Annotated in this window: 16 protein-coding genes; all 16 read left to right on the forward strand. The window is 45.9% G+C overall.

Annotated features, from left to right (window positions below):
* Positions 1 to 150 precede the first annotated feature (150 nt).
* The 16 genes from nadA (at position 151) to greA (ending at position 14,451) form a co-directional block, all read left to right on the forward strand.
* Entirely contained in the window at positions 151 to 1,089 is a 939-nt protein-coding gene (gene nadA / locus MKY54_RS00345) for a quinolinate synthase NadA (RefSeq protein ID WP_036678753.1), read from the forward strand.
* Between the two features lie 39 nt (positions 1,090 to 1,128).
* A complete protein-coding gene (gene nadB, locus MKY54_RS00350) occupies positions 1,129 to 2,745 on the forward strand; it encodes an L-aspartate oxidase (protein WP_076130078.1) in 1,617 nt (538 codons plus the stop codon).
* On the forward strand, positions 2,735 to 3,610 hold the full coding sequence (gene nadC, locus MKY54_RS00355) for a carboxylating nicotinate-nucleotide diphosphorylase (protein ID WP_076186819.1): 876 nt from the start codon (positions 2,735 to 2,737) through the stop codon (positions 3,608 to 3,610). The genes nadB and nadC overlap by 11 nt, the downstream gene beginning before the upstream one ends.
* Entirely contained in the window at positions 3,607 to 4,374 is a 768-nt protein-coding gene (locus tag MKY54_RS00360; protein ID WP_036678745.1) for a type III pantothenate kinase, read from the forward strand. Before nadC ends, MKY54_RS00360 begins: the two co-directional genes overlap by 4 nt.
* A gap of 47 nt (positions 4,375 to 4,421) precedes the next feature.
* Positions 4,422 to 5,306: an Hsp33 family molecular chaperone HslO gene (gene hslO / locus MKY54_RS00365; RefSeq protein ID WP_036678742.1), complete on the forward strand. Its 885-nt coding sequence runs from the start codon at positions 4,422 to 4,424 to the stop codon at positions 5,304 to 5,306.
* A 9-nt stretch (positions 5,307 to 5,315) separates the two neighbouring features.
* Positions 5,316 to 6,260 (forward strand): peptidylprolyl isomerase, encoded by a 945-nt coding sequence (locus MKY54_RS00370; RefSeq protein ID WP_081390648.1) that lies wholly within the window; start codon positions 5,316 to 5,318, stop codon positions 6,258 to 6,260.
* 141 nt (positions 6,261 to 6,401) lie between these two features.
* Positions 6,402 to 7,340 (forward strand): cysteine synthase A, encoded by a 939-nt coding sequence (cysK, locus tag MKY54_RS00375; protein ID WP_036678737.1) that lies wholly within the window; start codon positions 6,402 to 6,404, stop codon positions 7,338 to 7,340.
* Between the two features lie 402 nt (positions 7,341 to 7,742).
* On the forward strand, positions 7,743 to 9,293 hold the full coding sequence (locus MKY54_RS00380; protein WP_339191094.1) for an anthranilate synthase component I family protein: 1,551 nt from the start codon (positions 7,743 to 7,745) through the stop codon (positions 9,291 to 9,293).
* Positions 9,290 to 9,871, forward strand: a complete 582-nt coding sequence (pabA, locus tag MKY54_RS00385) for an aminodeoxychorismate/anthranilate synthase component II (RefSeq protein WP_036678733.1) — start codon at positions 9,290 to 9,292, stop codon at positions 9,869 to 9,871. The genes MKY54_RS00380 and pabA overlap by 4 nt, the downstream gene beginning before the upstream one ends.
* On the forward strand, positions 9,868 to 10,749 hold the full coding sequence (locus MKY54_RS00390; RefSeq protein ID WP_076280237.1) for an aminotransferase class IV: 882 nt from the start codon (positions 9,868 to 9,870) through the stop codon (positions 10,747 to 10,749). Before pabA ends, MKY54_RS00390 begins: the two co-directional genes overlap by 4 nt.
* Positions 10,746 to 11,603, forward strand: a complete 858-nt coding sequence (gene folP, locus MKY54_RS00395) for a dihydropteroate synthase (RefSeq protein WP_339189069.1) — start codon at positions 10,746 to 10,748, stop codon at positions 11,601 to 11,603. Before MKY54_RS00390 ends, folP begins: the two co-directional genes overlap by 4 nt.
* A gap of 30 nt (positions 11,604 to 11,633) precedes the next feature.
* Complete coding sequence (gene folB, locus MKY54_RS00400; RefSeq protein WP_036678726.1) at positions 11,634 to 11,996, forward strand: dihydroneopterin aldolase; 363 nt, start codon at positions 11,634 to 11,636, stop codon at positions 11,994 to 11,996.
* Between the two features lie 11 nt (positions 11,997 to 12,007).
* Complete coding sequence (gene folK / locus MKY54_RS00405; protein ID WP_036678725.1) at positions 12,008 to 12,559, forward strand: 2-amino-4-hydroxy-6-hydroxymethyldihydropteridine diphosphokinase; 552 nt, start codon at positions 12,008 to 12,010, stop codon at positions 12,557 to 12,559.
* Entirely contained in the window at positions 12,511 to 12,720 is a 210-nt protein-coding gene (locus MKY54_RS00410; protein WP_076099929.1) for a helix-turn-helix transcriptional regulator, read from the forward strand. The genes folK and MKY54_RS00410 overlap by 49 nt, the downstream gene beginning before the upstream one ends.
* Positions 12,721 to 12,753: 33 nt before the next feature.
* Positions 12,754 to 13,770 carry a tRNA dihydrouridine synthase DusB gene (gene dusB / locus MKY54_RS00415; protein ID WP_076130084.1) on the forward strand — a complete coding sequence of 339 codons (1,017 nt, stop codon included), beginning with the start codon at positions 12,754 to 12,756 and terminating at the stop codon, positions 13,768 to 13,770.
* Between the two features lie 201 nt (positions 13,771 to 13,971).
* Positions 13,972 to 14,451: a transcription elongation factor GreA gene (greA, locus tag MKY54_RS00420; protein ID WP_036678719.1), complete on the forward strand. Its 480-nt coding sequence runs from the start codon at positions 13,972 to 13,974 to the stop codon at positions 14,449 to 14,451.
* Positions 14,452 to 14,670 lie beyond the last annotated feature (219 nt).

Genomic DNA, 14,670 nt, shown 5'->3' on the forward strand with positions numbered 1-14,670 from the left:
ATTGACAGGGGCTGGAACGTTGTGTACATTAGTGATTAATATTACTTACTATTTATATCAGCATGTTCATTTTTTCACCATGATGGCGCATGCCATTTGATAACATCATGTCGGCGAAAAGCCGCGAGGATTTAAGGGGGAGAACAATCGGTGGAAGCTCTGGCGCTTGAGCGCAAGCAGGAACAGAATCGAGAACTTCGTATACGTCTTGAACAGCTTAAAAAGGAACGAAACGCAATCATTTTAGCTCATTATTATCAACGTGATGAAATTCAGGAGGTTGCCGATTTCCGGGGCGACTCTTTTTTACTCGCTCAGAAGGCTGCAGAGACAGATGCAGAAGTTATTGTATTCTGCGGTGTTCATTTCATGGGGGAAAGTGCAAAAATTCTAGCCCCGAACAAAACCGTCCTTATTCCTGATGAACGTGCAGGCTGTCCAATGGCAGATATGGTCAATGTAGACGGTTTGCGTAAGCTAAAAGCTCAACATCCAAATGCTAAAGTAGTCACTTATATCAACTCGTCCGCCGAGATTAAAGCAGAAACCGATATTTGTTGTACCTCTGCTAATGCTGTGAAAGTAATCGAATCCCTTGACGCCGAAGAGATTATTTGGGTCCCAGATAAGAATCTTGGTCAATATGTACAAGATCAGACGGGCAAGAAGCTGATTATTTGGGAAGGCTATTGCAACACTCACGACATGTTGACCGTCAAAGATGTAGTAGAAATGAGAGCAAAATATCCAGATGCGGAATTTGTAGTTCATCCAGAGTGTCGTCCTGAAGTAGTCGCCATGGGTGACTATGTAGGCAGCACTACATCAATTCTGGAGTATTGCCGGAAATCGGATCGTAAGCAATTTATCGTTGGAACGGAAGATGGTACCGGATATCAGCTTCGTAAGGATAGTCCAGATAAAGAATTCCATTTTGCTACCAAATTTCTTGTTTGTCCTAATATGAAAGTTAATAATCTAAAAAAACTGGTGAAATGCCTGGAGACGATGAAGCCACAAATCTATGTACCGCCTGCTGTCGCCGACAAAGCCAGAACATCCCTAGAGCGCATGCTACAAGTCCGGTAGCATGCGCTACTCTTTCGTTGAAACAGGTGAAAAGCGGTCATGATTCCACAATATTTGGTTGATTTTGATCTTCGGGATATTCCTACGGTAAAGACAGATTGTATTGTTATTGGTTCAGGGATTGCCGGGTTATTCACAGCTATTAAAGCCAGTGAAGATCGGCGTGTCATAATGATCACAAAGAAATCAGTAATGGAAAGTAATACTCGCTATGCACAGGGGGGGATCGCAGCTGTTATAGCTGAGGATGATTCCCCTGCTTACCACCGGCAGGATACCTTAATGGCCGGAGCAGGTCTTTGCTCCTCAACAGCTGTCGATGCACTTGTTAATGAAGGGCCGGAAGGCGTTCATGAGTTAATTCGCTTAGGAACTCTGTTTGATAAGGAAGATGGGGTACTGGCTTTGACTCAGGAAGGTGCGCACAGCCACCGCCGTATTTTACATGCTAATGGGGATGCTACAGGTTATGAGATTGTTCGTGCATTGGCGGAACAGGTAGCCGAACATGAGAATATTGAGGTCTGGGATGATCATTATGTTATCGATCTCATCACTGAAGGTGGAGAATGTGTAGGCGCATTATTGCAACGGCCCGGTGGTGGAAGGTTGTTCCTGCAAGGGGATGCGACCATTCTGTGCTCTGGTGGAGCAGGACAATTATATCGATACACTACCAACCCAGAAGTAGCTACAGGAGATGGAGTAGCAATCGCCTATCGCGCTGGGGCTCATATACGAGATATGGAATTTATTCAATTTCATCCTACAGCACTTAGTTACCCGGGAGCTCCTAGATTTTTAATCTCCGAAGCTGTGCGTGGGGAAGGAGCAGTCTTGCGCAATATTAATGGAGAACGGTTCATGGAACGTTATCATGACCTGCTTGAGCTGGCTCCGCGGGATATTGTAGCACGAGCTATTGTAAGTGAAATGGAACATACTAAATCAACGTTCGTTTATTTGGATATTACACATGAATCTCCAGAGATGGTGAAGCATCGGTTTCCCACAATATATGAGACATGTATGGGCTATGGACTGGATATTACAAGTGATTGGATTCCAGTGGCTCCCGCTGCGCATTATATGATGGGGGGGATTAAGACCGATCTGAATGGAGAGAGCACCATCCCACGTCTGTTTGCTTGCGGAGAGGTTTCCTCCACAGGCCTGCATGGCGCTAACCGTTTAGCTAGTAATTCATTATCTGAGGCCATTGTATTCGGACAGCGTATTATTGATCGGATTCATGAGCTTTCCCCGCTGGACCGTGATGTTTTATCGGTTAACAGTAACGAGGGACGTGTAGATTCGCCAACTCAAGCTATTGTGGAACGTCGTTTGAAGCTACAGAAGGTAATGGTTCGATATGCCGGACTACGTCGTAACGAAGAGATGTTACTTAAAGGACTAGATGAATTAAAACGACAGCTGCCAATCTTTGGATCAGCATTGTCCAAACGTGAGGAATATGAATTTGCTAATATGCTGACCTGCTGTTTGCTTGTGACAGAGTCTGCTCTGGCACGGGAAGAGAGCCGTGGGGCGCATTACCGTGAGGATTATCCGCAGCGGGATGATGATCAGTGGCGTAAGCACCTGCTTCAAATTCGCGAACTGGGAATAGTGGAGGAATTAAGCGATGATGTTTAATGGTTACAATGAAGAGCTAGTACAATCCATCAAGGCTTGGTTGCGGGAAGATGTTGGTTCCGGAGATGTAACCACGCAGATGACGATTCCAGTGGGCCATGAGTCCAAAGGGATTATTCATGCCAAGGAAGACGGTATAATTTGTGGCATTCCAATTGCAGAGCTGGTCTTTGAAATTGTGGATCCGGCACTTAGTTTTACAGCCCTTGTCGAAGAAGGCCAAGCTGTAACTAAAGGGACAGTAATTATTGAGGTTGAGGGCAGCACACATGCGATTCTAACAGGTGAGCGGCTTGCGCTTAACTTGATGCAGCGTCTTTCGGGTGTGGCATCACGTACAGCTTCTTTCGTGCAGGTGTTGGAGGGATTACCAACTCGTCTAGTGGACACACGTAAGACAACACCAGGTCACCGGATGCTGGAGAAATATGCTGTTCGTATTGGTGGAGGCTTTAATCACCGTTTTGGGTTATATGATGCAGTTATGATCAAGGATAATCATATCAAAGGCGCAGGTGGTATTCGGCAGGCTGTAGGTCGTGCCCGGAAGAACATCCCGCATACGATGAGCATCGAAGTGGAGACCGAGAATTTAGAGCAAGTCGAAGAGGCGCTGGCAGCAGGTGCTGATATTATAATGCTCGATAACATGTCTAACAATATGATGAAGCAAGCCGTGGCTAGGATTAAATCGAAAGCTCCGCATGTTAAGACAGAGGCTTCTGGCAATGTATCGTTAGAAACCTTACGCGGGATTGCTGAAACGGGTGTGGATGTGATTTCTGTCGGGCGCCTTACGTACTCCTTCTCCAGTCTGGATATCAGTCTAGACCTTAATGCCAAGAAGGAAGGGCCTTTGTCATGATGCTTGCTGTCGATATCGGTAATACCAATATTGTTCTCGGTGTATATAGAAAACGCGAATTGCTGCATCATTTTCGGCTAAGTACTGCGCGTCAATCGACCGTGGATGAATATGGAGTAATGATACACAATCTTTTTCACATGTCAGGTATATCTGTCAAAGACGTTGAAGGTGTAATTATATCTTCGGTTGTTCCGCCACTAGTTAAGACTATTGAGGATATGTGTATTAAATATATAGGGAAAGACCCATTGATTGTTGGACCAGGGATTAAGACGGGGCTTAACTTACGTTATGAGAATCCGCGTGAAATTGGCGCAGACCGGATTGTTAATGCAGTTGCTGCGATTGAACAATACAAATGTCCACTTGTCGTTGTTGATTTTGGTACGGCTACGACTTTTGATTGCATTGATGCAGGTGCTAATTATCTTGGTGGCGCGATTGTCCCCGGTCTAGGCATTTCAACGGAGGCATTATACCAGCGGGCATCTAAGCTGCCGCGAATTGAATTGGAAAAGCCTAAAAAGGTCATCGGGCGTAATACGGTGCATGCGATGCAGGCCGGGATTATTTTTGGCTATGCGGGTCAGGTTGAGGGCATTGTTAAACGAATTAAAGTCGAGATGAACGCTCCCGAACTGAAGGTTATTTCGACCGGAGGCCTCGCCTCCCTAATTGCGGGTGAAACGGACTGTATCGATGAAGTAAATCCTATGTTAACGCTAGAAGGATTAAGAATTATTTACGATCGTAACCAATAAAGATAAAGAAGCCTAAAAGGCGAAGAGATAGGAGGGCTATGCACCCAATGGAAAAAAAGAAGGATCGACTAATCCGCGGCACGGCTCTTAATGGTAAAGTGAGAGCGTTTGCTGTCCGCACAACTGAATTGGTTGAAGAACTGAGACGCAGACACGATACGTATCCAACGGCTACAGCCGCAATGGGACGTACAGTTACCGCTGCAGCCATGATGGGCGCTATGCTCAAGGGTAGTGAGAAGCTGAGTATTATGGTTAAAGGGAATGGACCGATCGGACAAATCGTTGCAGAATCCAATGCATTGGGAGAAGTGCGTGGTTATGTGCATAATCCTCACATTCATTTACCGAGCAATAGCATGGGGAAGCTGGATGTAGCTGGAGCGGTGGGAACTGAAGGGTTCATTGATGTTATAAAAGATTTAGGTATGAAAGAGCCGTACAGAGGTAGTATTCCTATTATCTCCGGGGAGCTTGGCGATGATTTCACCTATTATTTTGCGGTTTCTGAGCAAACTCCAGCTGCGGTCGGCCTAGGTGTACTGGTAGATACCGATGAGTCAGTAATTGTGGCTGGAGGATTTATTGTTCAGCTTCTTCCTGGTCTGACTGATGCGGAGATCACAGAGATTGAAAAAGCTGTAGGGGCGATGCCTTCTGTAACAGCGCTTCTCGATCAGGGGCTGGAGCCAGAAGAAATGCTGCGCTACCTGTTGCCGGATGCAGTGGTTATGGATGAACTGGATATTAACTTTGCTTGTCAGTGTTCGCGTGAGCGGGTAGAGCAGACATTGGTTAGCTTAGGACGGGATGAACTGGAGAGATTAATTGCAGAAGATGAACAGGCTGAAGTCGTATGCCATTTTTGCAATGAGGCTTATGTTTTCAATAAGGACGATTTACAGGTCATTTTAGAACAAGCGAATTCGTAGGGTATTGGGATGATGACGAGACAGGAACGTGCACTTCGCAATACGGTTATTATTCTAGCTGTTGCAACTTTAATGCTCGGGGGTCTATTATTCTGGAGTTTGCGCGCCATGGCCCTTCTTAAAGGAGATACAACAGACAATGAATCACCGGATGTAGCGACTGCAGGCGGACAACCGATAACGGATCAGCAGTGGATGGATGAGCTCAAAAAAAAGCATGGAGAAGAAGTGTTAATCAGTATGCTTAACCATATTGTCGTGAACATGGAAGCTAAGGCATTAGGAATTACCGTGACAGACGATGAGGTTAAGCAGGAACTGGCACGCACTATAGTTGGGTACGAATCAGAAGCGCAATATTATGCTCAAATGCAATCTCAGCTCGGATTATCTCGTCAGGAAGTGTTCGCAGAGACAGCTTATCGTCTGTCCTTACAAGCGATAGCCACGGTGGGCATTACAATCAGTGATGCCGATATAGATGCTTATTTAGAGCAAAATGCCGAGCGCTTCATTCCAAAAAAGGAAATGCAGCTTTCTATGATCAAGGTCTCATCCTATGAGGAAGGCCAGCAGGTAATGGATCGCTTGGAACAGGGTGAGGATTTCGCTGATTTGGCTAGGGAAGTGTCTATTGATGATGAGAGTCGGCAGCACGGAGGCAGCTTAGGTAAAGTAGAGGAAGACGACCCTTTTTGGCCAGAGGGAATGTTAAAGACTGCCGCTGGATTGGATGTGGGTGATATAGCCGGTCCGATCGAGACAGGGGAAGACTTCGCCATTATCCGCTTGGAGAGTATTCACTCTCCAGAAATGCCGGATCAGAAAGAAATTCGGGCGCTTGTACGTCAAGAGCTGGCTTTGGAGCAAGCCCCTCCCTTGCAGCAGGTGGAAAGCGATTTACGCAATAAATATGAGGTATCAATAAATATTGACAACAGCCTGCAAGATTGATAATATGATATTAACGTAAACCCTACCGTTTTAGTCGGAAATAACTGACGGTGGTCAACAATTTAAACTCCATACACAGAAGCATAAAGTCATAATTTACGTTCTTATATCGCATTTATCATTCTAAGGAGGTTTTTGCTCATGGCTAAAGTCGTTAACAACGTAACAGAATTGATCGGAGGTACTCCGCTCGTTCGTTTGAATCGTCTGGCACAGGAAGGCTCCGCAGATATTTATTTGAAATTGGAATATCAGAACCCGGGATCAAGCGTAAAAGACCGGATTGCAATCAGCATCGTGGAAGAAGCTGAGCGTGAAGGTCTACTGAAACCGGGAGGTACGATTGTAGAAGCTACTAGTGGTAACACTGGTATCGGCCTGGCACTTGTAGCTGCTGCTAAAGGTTATAAAGCAGTTATCGTAATGCCGGAAACAATGAGCTTGGAGCGCCGTAATCTCCTTCGCGCATATGGAGCGGAATTGGTGCTGACCCCAGGATCGGAAGGTATGAATGGTGCGGTTAAGAAAGCAGACGAAATTCTGAAAGAGAACCCAAGCTATTTCCCGTCCGAGCAATTCAAGAATAAAGCGAACGTGAAGATTCACCGTGAGACTACTGGACCTGAAATTATTGACGCTATTGAATCCATCGGCGGTCCTTTGGATGCTTTTATTGCGGGTATCGGAACAGGCGGAACGATCACTGGTGCGGGTGAAGTGCTGAAAAGCCAATATCCTGATATTAAGATCTATGCTGTAGAACCTGCTGCTTCCCCAATCTTGGCTGGAGGCAAACCAGGCCCTCACAAAATCCAGGGTATCGGAGCTAACTTCATCCCTGAGATTTTGAACCAAGATATCTATGATGAAATCATCCACGTTGAGAATGATGAAGCTTTCGAAACTGCACGTCGTGTAGCTAAAGAAGAAGGCGTCTTGTCTGGTATTTCTTCAGGTGCTGCTGTATTTGCCGCTCTTAAAGTAGCTAAAGATTTAGGCCCTGGCAAAAAAGTAGTAGTCATTATCCCAAGTAACGGCGAACGTTACCTGAGCACACCACTTTACAATTTCGAAGCGTAATTGTTTGCAATAACGTAAATCTATAAGAGTCTTCATACCACTTTTTTGGTGGTGATGGAGACTCTTTTCGTTGATTTAAAAGGCATTTGGTACTTTGCATATATGGCAGGCTAGACGTGGTAATTTTATTATTGTTGAAAAAAGCTCTGGTTTTTGCAGAAAACGAAAAAATCATAATAATTTCCTATCGCTGAGGGCTTTTCAATAATGCCTTAAGTACAGTATACTGACAGGCAATATACTACTGACGATTGGACAAAACTAAGCAAATGCTTACGAAGCAAGTTTTATTGCGAAGTGATGTCTACGAAGTAATGGCTTCATAAAACTTTTAGGAGGATGGCTTTGGAAATCATAACAACCTGGAACGAGTGGGAACAATGGGCTGCTGAAGACTGGAGCATGTTTCCCTTGATTATAAAATCCCCCCGGTGCACCAACGAATTACCCGCGTCCTGGGAGAAAGCCTGGGAGTTAGCTTCCCAGTATTCTGTAGTTTTAGAAAGTGGTAAGGGTGGCCGTTATACGTACTTGGGCTTAAATCCTGTTTCGATATTGAAAGGCAAGGAGGATAACGCGGAAGTATTTAGCTTCCCTACTGAATCTTTGGAATCAGCATCAGTGAACGAGGAGAGGACACCTGAGGCAACAACACTGCATGGACAACCGCTGGAGCTACTGCAGCAATGGATGTCGGATTTTACGTCGCCTAAGTTAAAGGATGAAGATGTTCCTCCTTTCTCTGGTGGATGTATTGGATTCCTTGGTTATGATGTGGTTCGTTCTTTGGAACGGTTGCCTTCTTTTGCCCAAGATGATCCTGATTTTCCTGATTATCTTTTTATGAGGTTTGACGAGATATGGATTTATGATCACGAAGAGCATGTGCTGTATTGTGCTGTCCACGTTCCAGTTCCAGCAGACTGTGGGCTGGAGGATCTGCAAAATCTCTATCTTGGCAGTATAGAACAGGCTGGACAAATGGTAGAGCAGTGGCAGCTGATATCTTCAGCTGCAGGATTGGATGATGAGGCTGTGGGCAGCATTGAGGCCCTTACAGTTTCATCAGGAGAGTGGCCGGGCATGGCCTCGGCTTTTTCGCCTGAGAAGTTTCAGCAGGCAGTGGTGGACGTTCAGGAATACATCCGCCAAGGCGATGTCTTCCAAGTGAACCTCTCGCTGCGCCAGGAGGCGCAACTGAAGTCCTCGCCGGAGGATGTTTACGAGTGGCTGCGCAAGCTCAACCCGTCCCCGTACATGGGGCTCTTGCGGTCGCCCGGCTTCGCGCTGTCTAGCGCTTCACCGGAGCTGCTCGTCAAGCTGCACGGTGACAAAGTGAGCGCCCGGCCCATCGCCGGCACCCGGCGCCGGGGACTCACTCCCGCGGAGGATGCCGCCATGGAGGCGGAGCTTCGCGGGAGCGAAAAAGAGATCGCCGAGCATATCATGCTTGTCGATCTGGAACGCAACGACATCGGACGTGTCGCTGCATACGGTTCCGTCAGCGTGCCGGAGCTGATGACGGTGGAGCGCTACTCTCATGTGATGCATCTCGTTTCGCAGGTAGAGGGCCAGATTGCGCCGGATAAAGACGCTTATGCGGTTATTGCAGCTTTATTCCCGGGGGGAACCATCACAGGGGCTCCCAAGGTAAGGACAATGGAGATTATCGAAGAACTGGAGCCGGTTCGACGGGGACCCTATACAGGTTCGATGGGTTTTATTGACTATAACGGCAATATGGAATTAAATATTATTATAAGAACGCTGGCTGTAAAAGACGGGGTCGGATATATTCAGACAGGTGCCGGCATAGTGATCGATTCTGATCCCTACCGTGAATACCGTGAATGCCATAATAAAGCCAAAGCGGTAGTGAAGGCAGTACTCTGTAGTGAACTGCAGCAGGAATTGCCAGCTACCAGCGGAGCCGAAGGGGGAGTAGCACTGTGATCTTGGTCATCGATAATTATGATTCCTTTACGTATAACCTCGTACAGTATTTAGGTGAGCTTGGGGAAGAGGTTAAAGTGCACCGCAATGATGAAATTACCATCGAAGAGATTGAAAAACTGGCACCTGACCATATTCTGATTTCACCAGGCCCATGTACACCAAATGAAGCGGGAATTAGTCTGGAATTGTTGCATCATTTCAAGGGGATCATTCCGATCTTCGGCGTATGCCTTGGACATCAAGCGATTGGACAAGCATTTGGTGGCAATGTCATCCGTGCTGAGCGTTTGATGCATGGGAAGACATCGCCTATTTACCATAACGGGACCTCAGTTTTTGAAGGTCTGGAGTCTCCATTTACAGCTACCCGATATCATTCACTGATTGTAGAGCGGGAGAGTCTCCCAGATTGCTTGGAGATTACGGCTGAGACTGAAGAGGGGGAGATTATGGCATTGCGCCATAAAGAATATCCTATTGAAGGTGTGCAGTTCCACCCGGAATCTATTATTACGGATCATGGTCATACGATGCTGCGTAATTTCTTGAAACGGAGAGCCGGAGAAACGGCATGAAATATATAGGATTCAACAATGGTGTCATTGACGCCCGAGAAGCCGTGGTTTCTGCCTTGGATCACGGCTTTTTGTACGGCATTGGCTTGTTCGAAACCTTTCGGACCTATGGGGGAGTTCCCTTTTTGCTGGAGCGTCATTTGAAGCGTATGGCAGAGGGGTGCAAGGAACTGGGCATTCCATTTGAGGCAGAAGCGGCACATCTACTTGACTGGATTAAGCGCGTCATGGACAAAAATGAATTAAAAGAAGCTTATATACGCTATACCGTAACAGCCGGTGAGGATATTCTCGGATTACCTGCTGGTGATTATCAAAAGCCCAATCATTTGTTGTACATCAAAGCGCTGCCGAAAGTACCAGATAAGCTTTACAGTGAAGGCAAAGAGCTGCAGCTGTTGTCCTTGCGCCGTAATACTCCTGAGGGAACAGTGCGATTCAAGTCGCTGCATTATATGAATAACATTCTGGCTAAGCGTGAGCTTAGAGGGTATGCTTCTGCGGCAAATGGTGCTGAAGGACTAATGCTGACGGCAGAAGAATTTATTGCGGAGGGCATTGTCAGCAACATCTTTTTTATTAAAAACAACAGGCTCTATACCCCAGATCTCACCACAGGCATTCTTCCGGGAATTACCCGGGAAATGGTGCTGGAGCTGGCTCTTAGTGCAGGCCTTAGTGTTGAAGAAGGAACATATCACTGGGAGCAGTTGAAAGCTGCTGATGAAGTGTTTCTTACCAATTCCGTACAAGAAATTGTTCCTGTTACCGGGGTGTGGCACGGAGATGCAAGATTTACTATAGGTACTGGCCAGTGTGGAACAATTACTGCTGGCTTGATTTCATTATATAGAGATAGGACGGCGATTGCGAAATGAGACCAGTCCTCTTTAAGCGGACATACCGTTGTGGAAATACAGACTTGGAGTTAGGAAATCGAACATTGATTATGGGCATCCTTAATGTTACCCCTGATTCTTTTTCAGATGGAGGACTTTGGGATCATCCGGACAAAGCCGTTGAGCATGCGCTGCGTATGGCTGCAGAGGGTGCTGATATTATTGATATCGGCGGTGAATCTACTCGTCCTGGTCATCAACCGGTGGGACTTGAAGAGGAGTTAGCCCGTGTATTGCCTGTGATCGAGAGTATTCATAAGGCGGCACCTTATCTTCCGTTATCCATCGATACCTATAAAGCTGAGGTAGCCCGCCAAGCTTTAGGTGCGGGTGCTCATATCATTAATGATATATGGGGTTGTAAGGCTGATCCGGAAATGGCGGCAGTGGCCGCTGCTGCTGACTGTCCTATTATTTTGATGCATAACCGGCAGGACCGTAATTATACGAATCTGAGTGCGGATATGTCGGCTGACCTTAAGGAAAGTATTGATCTTGCGTTAGCCGCAGGTGTTAAGCCGGCCAATATCATATTGGATCCAGGTATCGGCTTTGCTAAGGAATATAATGAAAACCTGCAGGCAATGATGCTTTTAGACGGGTTGACTGAGTTAGGCTATCCGTTGTTACTGGCGACATCCCGCAAAAAATTCATCCGCACGGTACTTGATTTGCCGTCTGATGATGTTGTGGAAGGCACCGCAGCTACAGTAGCTTTTGGCATTGCTCAGGGTTGCCAGATCATCCGTGTACATGATGTATCTCTAATTAAACGAACGGTTAAGATGTGTGATGCGATGTTGTATGCTGCACCTCCAGTGGTGCGTGAATAGCTATATTTTACGAAAAAGGGCGGATTAATCATGGATAAAATGACAATGCATCGCATGGAATATTACGGATACCACGGTGTATTTGAGGAAGAGCGTAAGCTGGGACAACGTTTTTACATTGATTTAGAGCTAGAGCTTGATTTGCAGGGTGCGGGCTTGAATGATGATTTGAGTCAAACTGTGAATTATGCTGAAGTTCATGAATTAGTCAAAAATATTGTCGAAATAAAGTCTTTTAAGTTGATCGAAGCTTTGGCAGAATATATTGCATCCTCCGTACTGGACACTTATACTGTTATCAATGCAGTAACGGTTAAGGTAACTAAACCTCATCCGCCTTTCGACATTCATTTTCAGGGAGTGACTGTAGAGCTGCGCAGAACTAGAAAGTGAGAACAAGGTCCATGAATATACATTCCACCTCTGAAGAATCAGAGGCTTATATTGCTTTAGGGGCTAATTTGGGTGACCGCGAGGGCACACTGTCAGAGGCTTTGAACAGACTGGACGCTCATGATGAAATATCGGTGGTCCGCTGCTCCAAAGTTTACGAGACAGAGCCAGTAGGTTATTTAGATCAGCCGCAGTTTCTCAATATGGCAGCAGCTTTGCGAACGACACTTGCGCCCGAGTCCTTGCTGGAAGTGATGTTGGGGATTGAAACGCAGTTGGGTCGTATCCGGGATATCCGCTATGGACCGAGAACGGTAGATTTGGATTTGTTGTGGGTTGAGGGTCAGGTACTCGATACACCACATTTAACGTTACCGCATCCACGCATGTTAGAGCGTGCTTTTGTATTGTTTCCGCTCAGTGACATCGTTCCACAGAATGAACAATCTTCCGGACTTCGCAAGCTGATTACAGCAGCGCTTCAAGACATAGACGGGAAGGAAGGAATTCGGTTGTGGACAACAAGCGTTTGGGACGGAGGGTCAGGGCATTCCGTAAGCTAAAAGGGTATACTCAACAGGATCTTGCGGATCTTGCCGGAATTTCCTTGGCTGTGCTTGGTGCAGTCGAGAGGGGTAACAGACGATTAGAAGATCAAATTTTAGATAAAATTGCGAATGTTCTAGGGGTTACAACAGAAGAGCTTGTGGATCCCAACTCATAATTTCCAAGAATTAAAAGGCAGGAAGTGATACGAATGCTGAAGATTGGCGATATTGAGATGAAAAATCAGGTTGTTCTGGCACCTATGGCTGGCGTGTGCAATCCGGCTTTTCGTCTGATCGCTAAGGAATTTGGTACAGGTCTGGTCTGTGCGGAAATGGTAAGCGATAAGGCCATTATTCACGGAAATACACGTACTCGCGAAATGTTGTTTGTAGATGAACGGGAGAAACCGCTTAGTTTGCAGATTTTTGGCGGGGATAGAGCATCACTGGTGCAAGCAGCTAAAGTCGTTGATAAAGAAACCAATGCTGATATTATCGATATCAATATGGGATGCCCAGTGCCAAAAGTGACTAAATGTGATGCGGGAGCCCGCTGGCTTTTGAATCCCGACAAAATCTATGAAATGGTCTCTGCGGTTGTCGATGTTGTCGATAAACCGGTAACCGTGAAAATGCGGATTGGCTGGGATAGCGAGCATATTTTTGTCGAAGATAATGCGCGTGCGGTTGAACGTGCCGGGGGTAAGGCTGTCAGCGTACACGGTCGTACCCGCGAGCAGCTTTACACAGGCCATGCGGACTGGAACTACATCAAGATGGCAAAAGAAGCAGTTTCCATTCCCGTTATTGGCAACGGGGATGTTAATACACCTGAAGATGCTCGGGCTATGTTGGATCAGACTGGCTGCGATGGTGTAATGATCGGGCGTGGAGCACTCGGTAATCCTTGGATGTTGTATCGTACCATTCAATATTTGAGCACCGGCGAGCTTATGCCTGAACCTGGTTTGGATGAGAAGATTAAGGTTGCTATTCTTCATATGGATCGTCTGGTAGCTCTTAAGGGAGAAGCTGTAGCTGTCCGTGAGATGCGTAAGCATATGGCTTGGTATTTAAAAGGCTTGAAGGCTGCCGCTAGAGTGAAGGATGTCCTTATGACAGAAACAAAACGCGATGGAATGGTGAGGATATTGAATGATTTTGTCGTTCAATTAAAGCATGAAGAAGAGAGCAAGGGCATTGAAATGTCTTCTTCTGCTGTATAATCGCCTTTTTTCTGCTGATATTTGAACACATCTGACTTTATATGTGGTGTCATTGACATTTTGTAGCGGTTCCAATATAATTTCACAGTATAAAATCGCCGTTACAGTAAGAGCAATGCAGCAGGGAGGGTTCTTATCCTTCTAGATTAGCATATAGTATGGTGTTTTCAATAATTGTATACGACAGGAGAATCGGTTGAGATGAGCGATAAAGAAGTCATCCTTACGCCGGACGGGCTAAAACGTCTGGAAGATGAGCTGGAGACCCTCAAATCCGTAAAACGCCGTGAGGTTGCTGAACGGATTAAGGTAGCGATTGGCTACGGAGATATCAGTGAGAACTCGGAGTATGAAGACGCGAAGAATGAGCAAGCTTTTATCGAAGGACGCGTTCTCACTTTGGAGAAGATGCTTCGCAACGCGCGTATCATCAATAGCGACGAGATCGTTACTGACGTAGTAAGTATTGGTGTTACTGTAAGTGTCGAGGATTTGGAATATGGGGACACTATGGAGTATACGATCGTAGGTACAGCAGAATCTGATCCACTGAATAACAAGATTTCCAACGAAAGTCCGGTAGGCAAAGCTATTATCGGAAAAAAAATAGGTACGGTAGTTGATGTTTCTACACCTGCAGGAGTTATTCAATATAAAATTCTCGATATCAGAATGAAGTAATATACAGACCTTAATGTCTGTAAATAGATGTGCTGCCATATGTATTAGTCATTTCACTGTACATAGGTAGATAAGGGAACATGTTTGGGAAAGCTTCCTTAGGGAAGCTTTTTTCAAATCATCCAGAAACGATAGGTAAAACAAACTGCTTATATTTTGAGCTGGAACGGGACTGTCCTCTAACTATGGAGACGGAGCCGTTTCTTCTTGTGTATATGA

Origin of the sequence: Paenibacillus sp. FSL P2-0121 (assembly GCF_037975345.1) — a bacterium.
In the GTDB taxonomy this organism is placed as follows: Bacteria; Bacillota; Bacilli; order Paenibacillales; family Paenibacillaceae; genus Paenibacillus_AQ; species Paenibacillus_AQ odorifer.

What these genes read in the sequence shown, in the direction of transcription:
- hslO (WP_036678742.1), top strand. Translation starts at nt 4,422, where the DNA reads ATGGAAAAAAAGAAGGATCGACTAATCCGCGGCACGGCTCTTAATGGT.
- cysK (WP_036678737.1), top strand. Translation starts at nt 6,402, where the DNA reads ATGGCTAAAGTCGTTAACAACGTAACAGAATTGATCGGAGGTACTCCG.
- nadC (WP_076186819.1), top strand. Translation starts at nt 2,735, where the DNA reads ATGATGTTTAATGGTTACAATGAAGAGCTAGTACAATCCATCAAGGCT.
- dusB (WP_076130084.1), top strand. Translation starts at nt 12,754, where the DNA reads ATGCTGAAGATTGGCGATATTGAGATGAAAAATCAGGTTGTTCTGGCA.
- MKY54_RS00390 (WP_076280237.1), top strand. Translation starts at nt 9,868, where the DNA reads ATGAAATATATAGGATTCAACAATGGTGTCATTGACGCCCGAGAAGCC.
- folP (WP_339189069.1), top strand. Translation starts at nt 10,746, where the DNA reads ATGAGACCAGTCCTCTTTAAGCGGACATACCGTTGTGGAAATACAGAC.
- MKY54_RS00370 (WP_081390648.1), top strand. Translation starts at nt 5,316, where the DNA reads ATGATGACGAGACAGGAACGTGCACTTCGCAATACGGTTATTATTCTA.
- MKY54_RS00380 (WP_339191094.1), top strand. Translation starts at nt 7,743, where the DNA reads ATGTTTCCCTTGATTATAAAATCCCCCCGGTGCACCAACGAATTACCC.
- folB (WP_036678726.1), top strand. Translation starts at nt 11,634, where the DNA reads ATGGATAAAATGACAATGCATCGCATGGAATATTACGGATACCACGGT.
- greA (WP_036678719.1), top strand. Translation starts at nt 13,972, where the DNA reads ATGAGCGATAAAGAAGTCATCCTTACGCCGGACGGGCTAAAACGTCTG.
- folK (WP_036678725.1), top strand. Translation starts at nt 12,008, where the DNA reads ATGAATATACATTCCACCTCTGAAGAATCAGAGGCTTATATTGCTTTA.
- MKY54_RS00360 (WP_036678745.1), top strand. Translation starts at nt 3,607, where the DNA reads ATGATGCTTGCTGTCGATATCGGTAATACCAATATTGTTCTCGGTGTA.
- nadB (WP_076130078.1), top strand. Translation starts at nt 1,129, where the DNA reads ATGATTCCACAATATTTGGTTGATTTTGATCTTCGGGATATTCCTACG.